20 protein-coding genes are annotated in these 15,090 nt (G+C 70.1%); 13 read left to right on the plus strand and 7 right to left on the minus strand.

Going from position 1 to position 15,090, the window contains the following annotated elements; translation table 11 throughout:
* Positions 1-51: 51 nt before the first annotated feature.
* From JOD27_RS39750 to JOD27_RS39770, 5 genes are all read left to right on the plus strand, one after another.
* Positions 52-678 carry a TetR/AcrR family transcriptional regulator gene (locus JOD27_RS39750; protein WP_204767532.1) on the plus strand — a complete coding sequence of 209 codons (627 nt, stop codon included), beginning with the start codon at positions 52-54 and terminating at the stop codon, positions 676-678.
* Positions 675-2,225 (plus strand): MDR family MFS transporter, encoded by a 1,551-nt coding sequence (locus JOD27_RS39755; protein ID WP_204767533.1) that lies wholly within the window; start codon positions 675-677, stop codon positions 2,223-2,225. Before JOD27_RS39750 ends, JOD27_RS39755 begins: the two co-directional genes overlap by 4 nt.
* A gap of 96 nt (positions 2,226-2,321) precedes the next feature.
* A complete protein-coding gene (locus JOD27_RS39760) occupies positions 2,322-3,536 on the plus strand; it encodes a serine hydrolase domain-containing protein (protein ID WP_204767534.1) in 1,215 nt (404 codons plus the stop codon).
* On the plus strand, positions 3,533-4,396 hold the full coding sequence (locus JOD27_RS39765) for a sensor histidine kinase (protein ID WP_204767535.1): 864 nt from the start codon (positions 3,533-3,535) through the stop codon (positions 4,394-4,396). Before JOD27_RS39760 ends, JOD27_RS39765 begins: the two co-directional genes overlap by 4 nt.
* The gene (locus JOD27_RS39770) at positions 4,393-5,031 is read left to right on the plus strand and encodes a response regulator (RefSeq protein ID WP_204767536.1); all 639 of its coding nucleotides are present in this window, start codon (positions 4,393-4,395) and stop codon (positions 5,029-5,031) included. Before JOD27_RS39765 ends, JOD27_RS39770 begins: the two co-directional genes overlap by 4 nt.
* Here the strand turns inward: JOD27_RS39770 and JOD27_RS39775 are convergent.
* Both JOD27_RS39775 and JOD27_RS39780 read right to left on the minus strand, forming a co-directional pair.
* Positions 5,028-6,473 carry an aldehyde dehydrogenase family protein gene (locus tag JOD27_RS39775; RefSeq protein ID WP_204767537.1) on the minus strand — a complete coding sequence of 482 codons (1,446 nt, stop codon included), beginning with the start codon at positions 6,471-6,473 and terminating at the stop codon, positions 5,028-5,030. The two genes, JOD27_RS39770 and JOD27_RS39775, sit on opposite strands and share 4 nt — an antisense overlap.
* 18 nt (positions 6,474-6,491) lie before the next feature.
* A complete protein-coding gene (locus JOD27_RS39780) occupies positions 6,492-7,265 on the minus strand; it encodes an IclR family transcriptional regulator (RefSeq protein ID WP_204767538.1) in 774 nt (257 codons plus the stop codon).
* Positions 7,266-7,353: 88 nt separating this feature from the next.
* Here JOD27_RS39780 and JOD27_RS39785 point away from each other — a divergent pair, with 88 nt between their 5' ends.
* From JOD27_RS39785 to JOD27_RS39805, 5 genes are read left to right on the plus strand one after another with little or no spacing between them, the layout of a single operon-like run.
* Positions 7,354-8,091, plus strand: a complete 738-nt coding sequence (locus JOD27_RS39785; protein WP_307830597.1) for an aminoglycoside phosphotransferase family protein — start codon at positions 7,354-7,356, stop codon at positions 8,089-8,091.
* A 22-nt stretch (positions 8,092-8,113) separates the two neighbouring features.
* A complete protein-coding gene (locus JOD27_RS39790; RefSeq protein ID WP_204767540.1) occupies positions 8,114-8,266 on the plus strand; it encodes a hypothetical protein in 153 nt (50 codons plus the stop codon).
* A gap of 16 nt (positions 8,267-8,282) precedes the next feature.
* Positions 8,283-8,459 carry a hypothetical protein gene (locus JOD27_RS39795; RefSeq protein WP_204767541.1) on the plus strand — a complete coding sequence of 59 codons (177 nt, stop codon included), beginning with the start codon at positions 8,283-8,285 and terminating at the stop codon, positions 8,457-8,459.
* A 22-nt stretch (positions 8,460-8,481) separates the two neighbouring features.
* On the plus strand, positions 8,482-9,477 hold the full coding sequence (locus JOD27_RS39800; RefSeq protein ID WP_307830598.1) for a YdcF family protein: 996 nt from the start codon (positions 8,482-8,484) through the stop codon (positions 9,475-9,477).
* A 7-nt stretch (positions 9,478-9,484) separates the two neighbouring features.
* On the plus strand, positions 9,485-9,919 hold the full coding sequence (locus tag JOD27_RS39805; protein WP_307830604.1) for an HIT family protein: 435 nt from the start codon (positions 9,485-9,487) through the stop codon (positions 9,917-9,919).
* A 3-nt stretch (positions 9,920-9,922) separates the two neighbouring features.
* Here JOD27_RS39805 and JOD27_RS39810 read toward each other — a convergent pair whose 3' ends face one another.
* From JOD27_RS39810 to JOD27_RS39820, 3 genes are all read right to left on the minus strand, one after another.
* Positions 9,923-10,600 (minus strand): glycosyltransferase family 2 protein, encoded by a 678-nt coding sequence (locus JOD27_RS39810; protein WP_204767542.1) that lies wholly within the window; start codon positions 10,598-10,600, stop codon positions 9,923-9,925.
* 8 nt (positions 10,601-10,608) lie between these two features.
* Positions 10,609-11,058: a hypothetical protein gene (locus JOD27_RS39815; protein ID WP_204767543.1), complete on the minus strand. Its 450-nt coding sequence runs from the start codon at positions 11,056-11,058 to the stop codon at positions 10,609-10,611.
* Between the two features lie 111 nt (positions 11,059-11,169).
* Positions 11,170-11,868: an NPP1 family protein gene (locus tag JOD27_RS39820; protein WP_204767544.1), complete on the minus strand. Its 699-nt coding sequence runs from the start codon at positions 11,866-11,868 to the stop codon at positions 11,170-11,172.
* 256 nt (positions 11,869-12,124) lie between these two features.
* Here JOD27_RS39820 and JOD27_RS39825 point away from each other — a divergent pair, with 256 nt between their 5' ends.
* Together JOD27_RS39825 and JOD27_RS39830 are read left to right on the plus strand one after the other, a co-directional pair.
* A complete protein-coding gene (locus tag JOD27_RS39825; protein WP_307830599.1) occupies positions 12,125-12,559 on the plus strand; it encodes a helix-turn-helix transcriptional regulator in 435 nt (144 codons plus the stop codon).
* Positions 12,560-12,569: 10 nt separating this feature from the next.
* Positions 12,570-12,992, plus strand: a complete 423-nt coding sequence (locus JOD27_RS39830) for a VOC family protein (protein ID WP_204767545.1) — start codon at positions 12,570-12,572, stop codon at positions 12,990-12,992.
* On the opposite strand, the gene JOD27_RS39835 is transcribed toward JOD27_RS39830, so the two are convergent.
* Complete coding sequence (locus JOD27_RS39835; RefSeq protein ID WP_204767546.1) at positions 12,979-13,638, minus strand: DUF998 domain-containing protein; 660 nt, start codon at positions 13,636-13,638, stop codon at positions 12,979-12,981. The two genes, JOD27_RS39830 and JOD27_RS39835, sit on opposite strands and share 14 nt — an antisense overlap.
* Between JOD27_RS39835 and JOD27_RS39840 the strand changes: the two genes are divergently transcribed.
* Entirely contained in the window at positions 13,630-14,400 is a 771-nt protein-coding gene (locus JOD27_RS39840; RefSeq protein WP_204767547.1) for an alpha/beta fold hydrolase, read from the plus strand. The genes JOD27_RS39835 and JOD27_RS39840 overlap by 9 nt on opposite strands.
* Here the strand turns inward: JOD27_RS39840 and JOD27_RS39845 are convergent.
* On the minus strand, positions 14,384-14,932 hold the full coding sequence (locus tag JOD27_RS39845; protein ID WP_204767548.1) for a DUF2076 domain-containing protein: 549 nt from the start codon (positions 14,930-14,932) through the stop codon (positions 14,384-14,386). The two genes, JOD27_RS39840 and JOD27_RS39845, sit on opposite strands and share 17 nt — an antisense overlap.
* Positions 14,933-15,090: the final 158 nt, after the last annotated feature.

Genomic DNA, 15,090 nt, shown 5'->3' on the forward strand with positions numbered 1-15,090 from the left:
CGCACTCTGCAAAGTTGCACTCACTGCAAAACTATCCTGTACTCTTGCCTGGTGAGCCAACCGGGGGAGAGCCTTCGCGACCGCAAGAAGCGCCGCACGCGTGCGGCGCTGGAGCGGGCGACCGTGCGTCTCGCCGCCGAGCGGGGCTACGACCACGTCACCGTTGAGGAGATCGCCGCCGAGGCCGACGTCTCGGTGCGCACGTTCTTCAACTACTTCGCGAGCAAGGACGAGGCGCTGATCGGCGCGGACCCCGAGGCGGGTCCGCGCATGGCCGAGCGCATCCTCGCCGCGCCGGACGACGTCACGCCGTTCCAGGCGTACCGCGACTCCATCCTCGCGGAGATCACCGACGAGCTGAACAACGCGCGGGACCTGTGGCTGCTGCGCAAGGACGTCCTGATGCAGCGGCCTGATCTGCTGGTGCGCGCGTTCGCCAACAGCGCGGAGTACGAGCAGCTGCTCGCGAGCGCGGTGGGGCAGCGGGCGGGACTGCCTGAGTCCCACCTGTACCCGCGCCTGCTGGTCGCCGCCGGAAGCGCCGCGTTCCGTTGTGCGGTGACGCGCTGGGCGCTCGACGACAGCGTGGCGCTGGGTGACGTGGTCGGTGATGCGCTCGACCTGTTCGGCACCGGGCTGGCTCACGTGCCGCATCACCACGAAGGGGGAACCTCATGAGCACCGAAACCGATGCTCCGGCACCGGTCCACAGCAGACGTGACGTCGTCCAGGCCATGTCGGGCCTGATGCTGGGCATGTTCGTCGCGATCCTGGCGGGCACCGTCGTGTCGAACGCGTTGCCACGCATCGTCGCCGAGCTCAAGGGCTCGCAGTCGATCTTCGCGTGGATCGTCACCACCGAGCTGCTCGCGATGACGGCGACGGTGCCGCTGTGGGGCAAGCTCGCCGACCTCTACAGCCGCAAGCTGCTGATCCAGGCCTCGCTCGGTCTGTACGTGGCGGGGTCGCTGATCGCGGGCTTCTCCCAGAACGTCGAGATGCTGATCGTCAGCCGCGTGGTGCAGGGCCTGGGCGCCGGTGGTGTCACGGCGCTCGCGACGATCGTGATGGCCGCGATGATCCCGCCGCGTGAGCTCGGGCGGTACTCCGGCCTGTTCGGTGCCGTGTTCGGCGTCGGCACCGTCGCCGGCCCGCTGATCGGCGGCGTGCTGGTCGACACGTCGTGGCTCGGCTGGCGCTGGTGCTTCTTCGTCGGCGTGCCGTTCGCGCTCGCCGCGATCTGGCTGCTGCAGCGCACCCTGCACCTGCCGGTCGTGCGCAAGGAGGACACGAAGATCGACTACCTGGGCGCGTTCCTGATCGTGTCCGGTGTGTCCACGCTGCTGATCTGGTCGTCGCTCGCCGGTCAGAAGTTCGACTGGTGGTCGGGCTGGACCGCGGGCCTGGTGGCGCTGGGCGTCCTGCTGCTGGTCGCGGCCGTCCGGGTCGAGGCCACCGCGCACGACCCCGTCGTGCCGCTGTCGATCTTCCGCAACCGCACGGTGTCGCTGACGACCGTCGCGAGCGCCCTGGTCGGTGTCGCGATGTTCGGCGGCACGGTGTTCCTCTCGCAGTACTTCCAGCTGTCGCTCGGCAAGACGCCTACCCAGGCCGGTCTGCTGGGCCTGCCGCTGATCCTCGGCCTGCTGATCTCGTCGACCGTCGCGGGTCAGCTGATCACGAAGTACGGCAGGTGGAAGGCGTTCCTGGTCGCCGGTGGCGCGACCATGGTCGCCGGCATGCTGCTGCTGTCCACGATCACCGCTGCGACCACCGTGGTCATGGTGTCCGTGCACATGTTCGTGCTCGGTGTCGGCGTGGGTCTGATGATGCAGAACCTGGTGCTGGCGGCGCAGAACGACGTGCCGGCCCGCGACCTCGGCGCCACGACGTCGACGCTGACGTTCTTCCGCTCGCTGGGCGGTGCGATCGGTGTGTCGGCGCTGGGCGCGGTGCTCGCGAACAAGGTCTCGTCGCTCGCGGCCGAGAAGTTCGGGCCCATGGGCGGTTCCGATGGTGCGCAGGTGCCGGACATCTCGGTGCTGCCGCCCGAGATCAAGGCCGTGATCGCGGACATCTACGCCACCGCGACCGCGGAGATCTTCCTGGTGGGTGCGCCGTTCGCGGTGCTGGCGCTGCTCGCGGTGCTGTTCATCAGGGAGAAGCCGCTCAAGGAGCAGAGCGGTGACGACCGGCTGGCGGCGGAGCTGGCCGCGGGTCACTGATCGCCGGTTCGCTCGGGCGGACCCCTGACTTTCGTCGGGGGTCCGCTCTGTCTTTCGGGTCGGGTTTTCGTCGTCCGCGCTTCCTACCTTTCGTTCATGAACATCATCGTGGGGGCGGCGCTCGCGCTGTTCGTTTCCTCTTTCACCGCGGAGGCTTCGCATCCGGGAGTGGCGGTGGCGATCACCAAGGGGGACCAGGTGGTCGCGGTCCAGGGCTACGGGCACGACTCGGCGGGCGCGCCGATCACCGAGAACTCGAAGATGGCGATCGCCTCGGTCAGCAAGTCGTTCACGGCGCTGGCTGTGCGGCAGCTCGCCGACCCCGGGAAGATCGACCTGGACGCTCCGGTGTTCGGGTCGAAGATCACGCCGCGGCAGTTGCTCGACCACACGTCGGGCATCAGCGACCGCACGTTGCCGGAGAAGAGCCTGCCGCAGCCGAACACGCCGGAGGAGGCGGTGGAGCGGGCTCGCGAGGTCCTGAGCACCGCCGAGCCCGGCGGTGAACGCCGGTACACCAACACGAACTACCACCTGGCCGCGCGGCTGGTCGAGCTCGCGTCCGGCGAGAAGTTCAACGACTACCTGCGAGCGCACATCTTCGAGCCGTTGGGCATGCGGGACACCGTCGCGATCAACGTGACACCGCGCGATCTGCCGCCGGACTACCGGCGCGGCTATGGCTACGCCTACGGGTTCTCGGTTCCTTTGAACGAGCCGGATCGGTTCGTGGGCGGTTCGGACGGTGTGATCACGACGGCCGCGGACATGGCGAAGTGGTTGGCGGCACAGCAGAAGCCGGCACCGAAGGACGGCATGGGCTGGGAGACCGACTCGCAGGGACGGTTGCGGCACAGCGGGATCTGGTTCACCAGCACGGCCGGGCAGCTGCTGACGCAGTCCGGGTACGGCATCGCGGTGATGTCCAACAGCGGTGTCGGGCTCGGCAACGAGGGCACCTACGCGCTGGAGAACGGCATCGCGGACGTGCTGGAGGGCAGGACGCCCGCCGAGCCCTCGTCGCCGCGGTTGATCATCGACCTCGTGCTCGCGGCGCTGACGCTGCTGTCGCTGGGGCTCGGGGTCCGGGCGTTGCGGCGGCCGCGGAAGCTGCACAAGGCGTGGCAGGTGCTCAGGTTCGTGCCGCTGGGTGTGCTGCTGTCGCTGCCGGCGCTGACCGGGTTGATCTACGGCGGTGGGCGCGACATCACGTTCCACCAACTGGCGGTCTATTCGCTGCCGCTTGTGGTGTGGTTGGGCGTGTCCAGCGTGATGAACATCAGTGTGGCGGTGGTGAGGTGGCGGCGATGAGGATCGTGGCGCTGGCGGCGTGCGTCGCCGCCGCCGTCACGGTGTCGTTCTTCATGCGCGAGAACGTTCCACCGTGGACTGTCGCGGTGTGTGTCGTGCTGTTCGTGGCGGCCTTCCTGCTCGGCCGCCGGATGGGGCCCGGCTGGCCCGTGATCCTCTTCGCCGCCGGGGGACTGCTGGACCTCGTCACGTTCGTCGTGGTGGGACTGGCGGTGGCGCTGCCGTGGGTGCTCGGCCGGGTCGCGCACCAGCAGGCAGCGCTGGCCGCGGCCTCCGTCGAGGCCGCTCACCTGCGGGAACGCACGCGGATCGCGCACGAGGTCCACGACACGCTGGGCCACGAGCTCAGCCTGCTGGCCCTGCAGGCGGGTGCGTTGGAGATGACGCTGCCCGCCGAACACCAGGCGGCCGCCGCCCAGCTCCGGGTGACGGCCGCCGGAGCCACGGAACGGCTGGCGGATCTGGTGTTCCTGCTGCGCGACGGTGATCCGCCGTCGGTGGTGGAGCTGCAGGACCTCGTGGACCGTGCCGTTTCGGCCGGGTTGCGGGTCGAGTTCACAGTGGACGGCCCTGTTCCGTCCACTGTGGAGCCGACCGTGCGTCGGGTGGTGCAGGAGGCGTTGACGAACGCCGCCAAGCACGCGCCGAAGTCCGTGGTGGTCCTGAAGGTGACGACGGACGAGGCGACCACGGTGGTGGAGGCGACCAACGAGGCGGGACTGCGGCGCGGGCCCGGCAGCCGGCTGGGGTTGATCGCGCTGCGGGAACGGGTGCGGCTCGCGGGAGGTACGCTGCGGGTCAGCCGTGGTGACGGCAGGTTCGAGCTGGTAGCGGTGGTGCCGCACGCGGGGGAGTCGTGATTCGGGTTCTGCTCGCCGATGACGAGGCGATGGTGCGCGCGGGTGTGCGCGCCATCCTCGGTTCGGATCAGGGCATCGAGGTGGTGGCCGAGGCGTCGGACGGCCGCGAGGCGATCGACCTGGCGCTGAAGCACCGTCCCGACGTCGTGCTGATGGACATCCGGATGCCTCGGCTCGACGGCCTGGAGGCTCTGAACGAGCTGGTGCGCCTCGGGTTCGGCGTGGCGATGCTGACGACGTTCAACGACGACGGCTACCTCGAACGGGCCCTGGACGGCGGCGCGCGCGGATTCCTGCTGAAGTCGGGAGATCCGCGTGAGCTGATCGCGGGCGTGCACGCGCTGGCGTCCGGAGGTGCTTACCTGGCACCGAAAGTGGCGGCCCGGATGATCACGCGGTTTCGCGGCGGCCGGGTCGGCGAGGCCCGTTCCCGCGTGGAGTCGCTGACCGCGCGGGAACGCGACGTGCTGGCGTTGCTCGGCGAAGGCCTGTCGAACGCGCAGATCGCGCGGCGGCTCGACCTCGTCGAGGGCACGGTGAAGGGGCACGTGAGCGCCATCCTGACCCGGCTCGGGGCGGAGAACCGGGTGCAGGCGGCGATCGTGGCGCACGAAGCGGGGTTGAAGTTGTCCTAGATCGGGAAGTGGCCGTGCTCGCTGGAGACGGTGACCCATCGGGTCGAGGAGAAGGCCTCGATGCCCCACCGCCCACCGAACCTGCCGTAGCCGCTGGCCTTCACGCCACCGAACGGTGCCTGCGGCTCGTCGTCCACGGTCTGGTTGCCGACGTGCACGATGCCGGTGCGGATCCGGCGTGCCAGAGCGAAGCCACGCCGCGAGTCCTCGGTGAGGATGCCCGCGGTCAGGCCGTGCTCGGTGCCGTTGGCGATGGCGACGGCCTCGTCGTCGTCCGCGACGGTGGTCACCACCACGGCCGGCCCGAAGATCTCCTCGTTGAAGATCCGCATGGCCGGGGTCACGCCGTCCAGCACCGTCGCGCTCCCGTCCCCGCCCGCTCGGACGCGGGCGCCCTCGCCGACCGCCTCGGCGACCAGCGCGGCGACGCGTTCGGCGGCGCGCGGCGTGATCACCGGGCCGATCACGGTGCCGGGGTCGGTCGGGTCGCCGTGGGGGAGCGAGGCGACCTTGGCGGCGAACTTCGCGGTGAACTCCTCCGCCACCGACTGGTGCACCAGGATCCGGTCGGCCGACATGCAGATCTGACCGGCGTTGAAGAAGGAGCTGAACGTCGCCGCCTCGACCGCGTGATCCAGGTCGGCGTCGTCGAGCACCAGCAACGAGTTCTTGCCGCCGAGCTCCAGGACGGCGGGCTTGAGGTGTTGCGCCGCCAGGGTTCCGACGATCCGCCCGACCTCGGTCGACCCGGTGAAGTTCACCGCCTGCACGCGCGGGTCGGTGATCAGCGCCTCCGCCACCACGGCGGCGTCGGACGGCGCGTTCGTCACGACGTTGAGCACGCCCGCCGGCAGTCCGGCCTCGTGCAGCACCTCGGCGATGAACAGCCCGGCCGCGATCGGGGCTTCCTCGCTGGGCTTGAGCACCACGGTGTTGCCCGCGGCGATCGGCGCCGCGACCGCCCGTGTGCTGAGGATGATCGGCGCGTTCCACGGCGCGAACGCCGCCACCACCCCGAGCGGCTCCCTGACCGCGAGCGACAGCTGTCCCGGCGTCTCCGTGGTCAGCACCTCGCCCACGGGCTGGGTGACCGCCGCGGCGGCCTCCCGCAGGATGTTGGCGGCCAGCATGACGTTGAACCCGGCCCAGCCCGCGACGCCTCCGACCTCCTGGCCCATCAGGGCGATGGCCTCCGGCGTGCGGCTCTCCAGTTCGTCGGCGGCTCGCAGCAGAATCCGCCGCCGTACCGACGGCGACGTAGCGGACCACTCCGCGAACGCTTCCTGCGCTGCGTCGACGGCACGCTCGACGTCCGCGGACCCACCCGCGGCGACGACGGCGTACACCTCACCCGTGTAGGGGTTGAGGTCATCAGTGGTGCGGCCGTCCAGCGCGGGAACGCTGTCGCCGCCGATGAGTAACTGACGCTTCTCGCTTGCCACGGTTGAAGATTCAATCGCTCAGCCGAGGTCACCGCCAGGTTCCATTTCCGGAGGATGGAAACCCGGTTCCAACGTCCGCCCGATCCCGCGCGCCGCCACCTGCAACGCCGCCACGAGCCGCGCCCGCACGTTGCGCAGGTCGGGCACCACGATCCCGAGCGCCGCCACGACGTGCCCGTCCACCTCCACCGGCACCGCCACGCTGCACGCGCCGAGCGTCATCTCCTCGAACGTCTGCGCGTACCCGTCCCGCCTGATCCGGTGCAGCTGCGCCCGCATCCGTCCCGGCTCCGTCACCGTGTAGGCCGTGATCCGCGTCAGGTGGTGTTGCAGGACCTCCTCCTGCACCTCCGCGGGGGCGTGCGCGAGCAGCACCTTGCCGACACCGGTGGAGTGCAACGGCAACCTGCTGCCCGTCGAGCTGACGATCGGCACCGACGCGTGCCCCGACACCCGGTCCAGGTAGAGGACCTCGGTGCCCTCGCGCACGGCCAGGTGCACCACCGCGCGGGTGGCGGCGTGCAGGTCGTGCAGGAACGGTTCCGCCACCCGGCTGAGGTCGACCTCGCCCGCCGCCAGCAGCCCGAGGCGCCAGATCCTGCTGCCGATGACGTACTCGCCGGATTCCAGCCTGCGGACCGCGCCCCAGGCGACCAGCTCGGCCAGGAGGCGGTGGACGGTGCTGACCGGGAGGCCGCTTCGGCGTGCGATGCCGCTCAGGGTCTGGCGGCGGTGGCGGGCGTCGAACGTGCCGAGCAGGGAGAGCAGCTTGGAGGAGACGGTGGCGGCCATTCGCGAATTCTGCACTGGTGGGGACGGGTGCGCGTGCGCAGGCGAAAGTCGTTTCGGGCGCGCGCGAACCGCTGGTGACACTGGCCGGGTGACGTACCTGGGTGAGGGTTGGGACAGCCGGGCCGAGCTGGTCGACGGCCACTGGGTCGACCGGCGGCCACGCCGTCCGGAGGTCGGGCCGCAGCTGGTGCGCGAGTCAGTGGTGATGCCGTGGCTCGCGCCGCGGTTGCCGTTGCCCGTCCCGGTGCCGGTCGTGGTCTCGGACGAGCCTCTGGTCGTGCGGCACGAGCTGGTGCCCGGCGAGGAACTGGCGTCGCTCAACGCCGCCCAGGGCCGCCAGCTGGGTGAGTTCCTGCTCGCCCTGCACGCGACACCGGTGGCGGAGGCGGAGGAACGCGGTGTCGGCCGGATGACGTTGCCGGTCGAGCGGTTCCGTGCCGAGGTGGAGGTTCCGGGTGGCGAGGAGTTCCTGGCCAAGCTCGACGGGTTGCCGGCGGACACGCTCGTGCACGGCGACCTCGGGCCGGACCACGTGCTCGGCCGCGACGGCGTGCTGACCGGCGTGATCGACTTCGGTGACCTGCACATCGGGGACGCGGCACTGGACCTGGCGTGGGCGTTGAACTCCACGCCGCCGGAGTTCGCGGACGCGGTCGCGCTCGCCTACGGCGTCACCGAGGAGCTGCGGGCGCGGGCGTTGCTCTGGCACCAGCTCGGACCGTGGCACGAAGTGCTGTACGGCAACGACATCGGCGACCCGGTGGTGGCGGCCGAGGGGCTCGCGGGAGTGCGTGACCGGCTGCGGATCGGGGTATCCGCAGGCTGAGAGCTACCGTGAGGAGGAGCAGATGCCCTGGGTTCGTCGGCACCGCCGCAACGCCCCGTACAGCTGGTTCCGCACCACCACGGTCCGCAGCCACTACCGCAGGCCGCCCGGTGGGGTGTGGATCCCCGTTCTCGTCGCGATCGCGGTGATCGTGCTGCTCATCGCCCTGTTCTGAGGGTAGGGTCGGGGTCATGGGGCAGTTGGGTGAGTTGTTCCCGGGACGCAAACTCCGCAGCGAGGCGACGGACTCCGGTACCGGTGAGGACTACGAGGAGACCGGTCCGCTCGACCTCACCACGGGAGCCGTGCGGCTGAGGCCGCGCCCGAAACCCGCTGCTCCGCAACCCGATTCCGGCAACACCGAGTGATCATCGGTACTACTCTTGGCCGGTGCTCGCCGGCCTGCTGTTCCTCATCCCCGCCGCGTTCTTCGTCTACGGGATGGTGCGCGACCGCCGCAGGCTGAGCAACGCGATCTGGCTCGGCATCACGCTCGTGATGCTGCTGCTCCTGCTCGCCGAGGCAGGCCGGGACAACCCGGTGATCAGCCTGCCGCTGCTGCTCGCGTTCATGCTCGCGGTGGTGGGGCTTCTGCTGCTGCCGCTGGCGTTGCTCGCGAACGGCCTCGTCATGGTCCGCCGCGAGGGCCGGTCGCTCGGCAACCTGCTGTCATTGCTGGCGGGACTCGCCCTGATCGGTGAGATGATCTACTTCGCGTGGGGCATCAGCCAGGCCGACGACTGGATCCGCGGCAGCGCGATCGGGTTGTTCCTGGTGTCGGCCTACATCGCGTTCCTGTTCGTGAGCCTGTTGCTGTACTCGGTGATCTACGGTCGCACCGGGCAGCGCAGCGGCTTCGACGGCATCGTGGTGCTCGGCGCGGGCCTGATCGGCTCGCGGGTGCCGCCGCTGCTCGCCTCGCGCCTCGACCGCGCGCTGCGGCTGTACCGGCGCGACCGGGAGGCCGGGCGGTCGCCGGTGATCGTCGTGTCGGGTGGGCAGGGTGCCGATGAGGACGTCTCCGAGGCGTTCGCGATGCGCCAGTACCTGCTCGAGCGCGGGGTGCCCGACGACGACGTGGTCTTGGAGGACCAGGCGACCACGACCGAGGAGAACCTCCGCTACAGCAAGGAGTTGCTGGCCGACCGGGGCCTGCGCGGCAGGGTGGTCGCGGTCACGAACAACTACCACGTGTTCCGCACCGCCGTGCTGTCGCGCAACCAGGGACTGCGGCTGCAGGTCATCGGCGCGCCGACGGCCTGGTACTTCGTGCCGAGCGCGTTCCTGCGGGAGTTCGTGGCGCTGCTGGTCCACAACCCCGTCGTGCACGGGCTGGCGTGCGCGGTGCTGATGGCGGGCGGGCTGGCGCTGACTCAGATCAGCTGACTTGGGGGTGCATGTGCAGGAGGACTCCGTTTTCTGCGCCATCGTCGCGGGAGAGGCCGAGGCGAGTGTCGTCTTCGAGGACGACGTGGTGGTGGCGTTCATGGACCTCGGTGCCGTGACGCCCGGCCATGTTCTGGTCGTGCCACGCGTGCACGCCGTGGGCCTGGAAGATCTGGACGAGGACACGGGCGCGCACGTCTGGCGGATGGGCCATCGCATCGGTCGTGCTCTGCGGCGCTCCGGCCTGCGGTGCGAGGGGGTCAACGTGTTCCTCGCCGACGGTGAGGCCGCGTTCCAGGAGATCTTCCACTTCCACCTGCACGTGTTCCCGCGCTTCCAGGGCGACAGCTTCCGCATCGACGCGGACTGGGCCACCCGCGCCCGCCATCTGCTGGACTCCGAAGCCGGACGCGTGCGCATGGGCCTGGCCGAGATCAGCTGACGCTCAGGTCGTCTCGCCCGGCTTGCGTTCCCACGCGGACCGGCCCCACTTCGCGATGAACGACTTCTTGTCCACTCCGGACTGTTCGCGCAGCACCGGGTTCTCGGCCGTGGAAGCGTTGGGGTGCAGGTGTTCCACGGTGACGCCGCCGACGAGGACCGTGCCGCCGATGGCCTGCGCCTGCCACTCCAGGTCGTCGTCGCCGTACCACCAGCGGAACCGCTCGTCGGCGCGCAGTCCAGCCTGACCGCTCAGCACGAACGCGTAACCGGTCAGCCGGTTGTTCCTCGGCTCGATCGGGCCCTGCACCGTGTTGTGCCAGTCCGAGCCGCGGCCGAACTGGTCGGGGTAGGCGATCACGGCGCCGGTGCGGTCCATCGCCTCGACCATCGTGTCCAGGAAACCCGGTGGCAGCACCAGGTCGTCGTTCAGCACCGCGACCGCGTACTTCTCGCCGGCGGCCTGCTCGTGGGCCCAGTCGAGGCCGATGTTCCACAGCCTGCTGAGGTTCGGCGGTTGTTCGGAGTCCCGAACCACGGTCGCGTCGACGTCCGCGACCGGTGGGGTGCTGGCGTTGTCGACCACCAGCACCCGCTCGGGCGGCAGACCGAGGGTGGCGATGGTCTGCCGCAGCTCGGCCGGGCGGTTGTGGGTGGGGATGACCGCGAACGTCAGCGTCATGATCGTCATCATGGCACGCGGGTGAACCTCATGATCCAGTTCGTCTCCCAGGTCTCGCCGCCGTCGTAGGAGAACTGTTGCTGCCACACGGGTTCGTCGCCCGCCGTCCAGTCGAACCGCAGCTTCACCTCGTGGCCGCCGACCACGTCGTCGCCGAAGAACACGCCGTGCCCGTCGGTGAACCGGCCCTCGAGCGGCGGGTCGAGGTGGCCGGGGGCGCGGGTGGAGGCCCACCAGATGCGCCACACCTGCCGCAGCGGGTCGTACTGCCGCAGCGTCATGCCCTCCCAGTCGCCGGCGTGCAGGCTGTCGACGTTCCCCATGCCGCCCAGGATCGGCCGGCACTCGGCGTCCGCGTCGAACTCTGCCCACTCGGTGCCGCGGCCGGGGATGTCGGCGATCTTGCGGTTGGCCACGCGCCAGCGGCCGTGGAAGAAGTCGAAGTCGTTTGCACTCATGGGAGGGACGCTAGAACGGCGTCACTGACAACCGATGTCAGTGATCGCGGTGTGCCCTGAGGTCGTGAGTGGTTTCCGCTGTCCGCACAACGGAAACCAGTCACGACGGTCTCAGGGCTGGAACGCGATACCGGACGGCTTGGCCCTCGACAGCTCAGTCGGCCACCTGCTGTCCTGCAGCGGGAAGTTGGCGTTGCCCCACGAGGAGCCGTTCAGCTTGTCCCGCAGGGCCGGGGCGAGGTTCTCCCAGCTGAGCAGCGCGGGCTCGTCCCAGCCGCCGTCTCCCCACGCCTCCGGCCGTTCGTCGGCCCCGGCGAAACGCATGACGTGCGTGCTGGCGCCGTCCTTGTGGTAGACGACCCTCGGACGGACGCCGGTCTTCGCCGGGACGTTGTTCCACGACCTGGTCTCGTACTGTCCGTGCCTCGACACGGACACGAAGCCGGGGGTCGACTGCCCCTGCGGCACCCACACCACGACACCTTCCCAGTCGTGGCGGTGCGATGTGGCGGTGCAGCCGTCGCAGCTCATGTCCTTTTCGAAGTACAGGGCGTAGGAAATCGCGCACCAGCCGTTGTTGCACTTGGCGCGCGAGTAGGTGTTGGCCTTGCCGAGGTGGTTGTCCCGGCATTCACCGGTCACCGGACCGGTGTCGTGCAGGCCGCCGTTGAGCTGGCCGCTGCTGTCGATGGCGGCGACGGGCAGACAGCCGTCGCCGTCGTAGTCGAACAACGGCTGGAAGGTCCGCTGGAACGACGTGGCGTTCGCGGGCAGCGGGGTCAGCACGGCGGCTGAAGCGCTGTTCGTCATTCCCACGACCAAAGCCACGGCGGCGGTTCCGGTGAAAAGGGATTTGGCCAGACGAAGGGGCATTCTCGTGTTCTCCAGGTTTTACTGGCAGGGTCGGTCGGAGGTTATCCGTCGAAAGTGTTTCGGGACATCCATCCGCAGCCGTCGAATTCCCAGTCGAGACGGATGAGACGCGAATTCCTCCAGTCTTCCCCGAGGTTTTGCTGGACGGTGAACGTGCCTCGCGGGTACAGGGCGGTGCCGTAATCTGTGCGGTGTGACCGCCAAAGACCCGCGCCTGCAGGAGCTCGTCCTGCTCCGCAAGGTCCGTGACCGGATCGACCGCGAGTACCGGCAGCCGCTCGACGTCGCGGCGCTGGCGCGCGGGGTGCACCTGTCCGCGGGCCATCTCAGCCGTGCGTTCAAGACGGCGTTCGGCGAGTCGCCGTACAGCTACCTGATGACCCGCCGCATCGAGCGCGCGATGACGCTGCTGCGGCGTGGCGACATGTCCGTCACCGAGGTCTGCTTCGAGGTCGGCTGCACGTCGCTCGGCACGTTCAGCACCCGCTTCTCCGAGCTCGTCGGCATGTCACCGAGCCAGTACAGGAAGGAAGCCGCAGAGGACGGCCAGGGCATCCCGAACTGCCTCGCCAAGGCCGTGATGCGTCCGATCAGGAATCGAGAAGCGGCGGCCGGGTCGGCCGATTAGGTTGACGCCCATGTCAGTCATCATCGCCGCGGCGTTCCTGCCCGCAGACGACCCCGAGAAGTCCCTCGGCTTCTTCCGCGACGGCCTCGGCTTCGAGGTCCGTCAGGACGTCGGCCAGGGCACCATGCGCTGGATCACCGTCGGTCCGCCCGACCAGCCGGAGACCGGAATCGTGCTGCACCCGCCCGCCGCCGACCCCGGTGTGAGCGACGAGGAGCGCCGCACGATCGCCGTTCTGATGGCCAAGGGCGTCTACACGGCCATCTCGCTCGCCTCCAAGGACCTGGAGGGCGCCTTCGATCGCTTGAGGGCGTGGGTCGAGAAGGAGGGCGCGGGCGAGGTGCTGCAGGAGCCGGAGGACCAGCCCTGGGGTGTGCGGGACTGCTCGTTCCGCGACCCGGCGGGCAACCTGGTGCGCATCAACCAGCTGTGACAACGTGCCGCGGGACTCGTGCCGCGAGCAGGAGTCCCGCCGCGATGGTCAGCAGCTGCACGCGTTGCACGAGCCCGGCACCCGGCTGGTTCGCCAGGACGACGGACAGCGCGCCGGTCGTGAGGAGCAGGCCGACCACCCATGCGTTTCGCAGTCGCACGGCGGCGAGCAGGGCGCTGACGAACGTCAGCGCGCTGGTGACCTGGTGCAGCCGGTGCCCGAGTGACACCGCGCCGGTGTTCTCGCGGTAGTGGCACAGCGCGTCGACGCTCGCCGCGCAGTCGAGCGACAGCGCGGTGTCGGCGAGGGTCGCCGCAGCGAAGGCGATCAGGAGCAGAGCGGGCAGGCTGCGGTTGGTGAGGAGGGCTCGCAGCAGGGCCAGCGGCCTGCCAGTGGCGGGCAACCTCGCGACGCCCGCACGACCTCGCAGCTCGCGGGCGGCGAACAGCAGACACACGGCGGCCAGCGCGTCGGTGGTGCGGAAGAGCCATCGGAACGGCTGGTCGTCCGCCAGCAGCTCGCTCACGTAGCTGTCCACCATGGACAGTCCGGTCGGGAGCACGAGTTCGAGGAGCCAGCACGAGTACAGCAGGGCCGCGGCGATCAGCCACGTCCTGCTTGCGGCATGCTGGTTCTCGTGATCCATGTTCGCGGCTCCGATGTGCACGTCGTCGACGACGGACCGGCGGACGCGCCGCCGGTCGTGCTCACCTCGGGTCTGGCGGGCGGGCTCGCCGACTGGGATCCGCTGGTCCGGCTGCTCGTGCCGGCACAACGGGTGCTGAGGTTCGACCGGCCGGGCAACGGCACGAGCACGCCGTCACCCGAAACGCCGTCCGTGCGGCGCGACGTGGCTGTGCTGGACGCGGTGCTGGACGTCGCGGGAGCCCCGGCCGTGCTGGTCGGGCACTCGCTCGCGGGCCTGCACGTGGAAGCCTACGCGCGGCTGCGGCCGTCGCGGGTGCGTGGTGCCGTGCTCGTGGACCCGAGTCTCGTGCCGCCGGGGATCGGCCGGCCGTTCGACGTCGGCGCGGTGCTCGCGACCGCCGTCCTCCGGCTCGGTCTCGCGGAGCTGGCGGCGCGGTGCGCCGGTCCGCTGCTCCGGCTGGCGGGCAGGCCACCGGCCGGTCCCGGCGCGGTGGCGGAGCTCGCCGGGTACGCCGACCTGGTCGCCGAGGTGGACGCGTTGCGGGCGGCGCACCCGCTTCCCGACGTGCCGTGGTGGGTGCTCACGGCGGGAGGAACGCTGGGAGGCCCGAGTTCCGCCCGCCGCATCCTCGCCGCGCACGGGGCGATGGCAGCGCTCGCTCGACGCGGCGTGCACCGGATCGTGCCGGACTCGACGCATCTGCTGCAGCTCGATCGTCCCGCCGCGGTGGCGGAGGCCGTGCTCAGAACAGGTCGGTGAAGCCGAAGCCGTCGTCCTCGCCATCCGAGGCCTGCTGGGCGTGCGACTGGTCGTTGCTGAACAGTTGGCTCGCGCCGGCGACCAGCAGCGCGCCACCGGCGACACCCGCGGCCGCCGCGCCGGCCGTCTTGAGGAAACTGCCACCGCCGCCCTGCTGGGGCCCGGCCTGCCCGAACATGCCCCCCGACCTGAACCCGCCCTGTGCTTCCTGGGGCTGTCCGTAACCGGGGGTGGAGCTGAAGGCAGGGTTAGGCGCGTAGCCCGGCTGCTGTGCGTAGCCGGGCTGGGTGAAGCCCGGCTGGGTGAAGGCGGGATTCGGCTGAGCCGTCTCCATCGCGGCGATCTTCGCCTGGGCCTGCCGCAACGCGTCCTCCTGCACGAGAACGGCCTGCACGAGCAGGTAGACCGAGTTCGGCTGGGACGCGATCTGCTGGGCGATCAGCTCGGCGGCCTGCGGGTCCTGCGGCACGGCCGGTGCCTGCCGCAGCCTGTTCGCCAGTCCGAGGATCAGTTCGCGGTCTTGGTGGTCCATGGTGATCTCCTTCCGTCACCACCAAGTTCACCGTCTGCGGCTCTCCGGCAACACCGGTGACCCGGCCCGAACAGTCCGCCGACCGGCTGACAGTGGCCAGCCGGTCGGCGGATCCGCTACCGCCGCTGGAGCGGAGAACGCTGCCGGCTCGATGTCCA

The sequence above is a fragment of the Lentzea nigeriaca genome (genome assembly GCF_016907955.1).
Lineage (GTDB): Bacteria > Actinomycetota > Actinomycetes > Mycobacteriales > Pseudonocardiaceae > Lentzea > Lentzea nigeriaca.

Bases quoted from the DNA above. Each gene is read 5' to 3' on its own strand.
- JOD27_RS39755 (WP_204767533.1), top strand. From the start codon at position 675: ATGAGCACCGAAACCGATGCTCCGGCACCGGTCCACAGCAGACGTGAC.
- JOD27_RS39760 (WP_204767534.1), top strand. From the start codon at position 2,322: ATGAACATCATCGTGGGGGCGGCGCTCGCGCTGTTCGTTTCCTCTTTC.
- JOD27_RS39765 (WP_204767535.1), top strand. From the start codon at position 3,533: ATGAGGATCGTGGCGCTGGCGGCGTGCGTCGCCGCCGCCGTCACGGTG.
- JOD27_RS39780 (WP_204767538.1), bottom strand. From the start codon at position 7,265: ATGGCCGCCACCGTCTCCTCCAAGCTGCTCTCCCTGCTCGGCACGTTC.
- JOD27_RS39790 (WP_204767540.1), top strand. From the start codon at position 8,114: ATGCCCTGGGTTCGTCGGCACCGCCGCAACGCCCCGTACAGCTGGTTC.
- JOD27_RS39795 (WP_204767541.1), top strand. From the start codon at position 8,283: ATGGGGCAGTTGGGTGAGTTGTTCCCGGGACGCAAACTCCGCAGCGAG.
- JOD27_RS39810 (WP_204767542.1), bottom strand. From the start codon at position 10,600: ATGACGCTGACGTTCGCGGTCATCCCCACCCACAACCGCCCGGCCGAG.
- JOD27_RS39815 (WP_204767543.1), bottom strand. From the start codon at position 11,058: ATGAGTGCAAACGACTTCGACTTCTTCCACGGCCGCTGGCGCGTGGCC.
- JOD27_RS39820 (WP_204767544.1), bottom strand. From the start codon at position 11,868: ATGACGAACAGCGCTTCAGCCGCCGTGCTGACCCCGCTGCCCGCGAAC.
- JOD27_RS39830 (WP_204767545.1), top strand. From the start codon at position 12,570: ATGTCAGTCATCATCGCCGCGGCGTTCCTGCCCGCAGACGACCCCGAG.
- JOD27_RS39835 (WP_204767546.1), bottom strand. From the start codon at position 13,638: ATGGATCACGAGAACCAGCATGCCGCAAGCAGGACGTGGCTGATCGCC.
- JOD27_RS39845 (WP_204767548.1), bottom strand. From the start codon at position 14,932: ATGGACCACCAAGACCGCGAACTGATCCTCGGACTGGCGAACAGGCTG.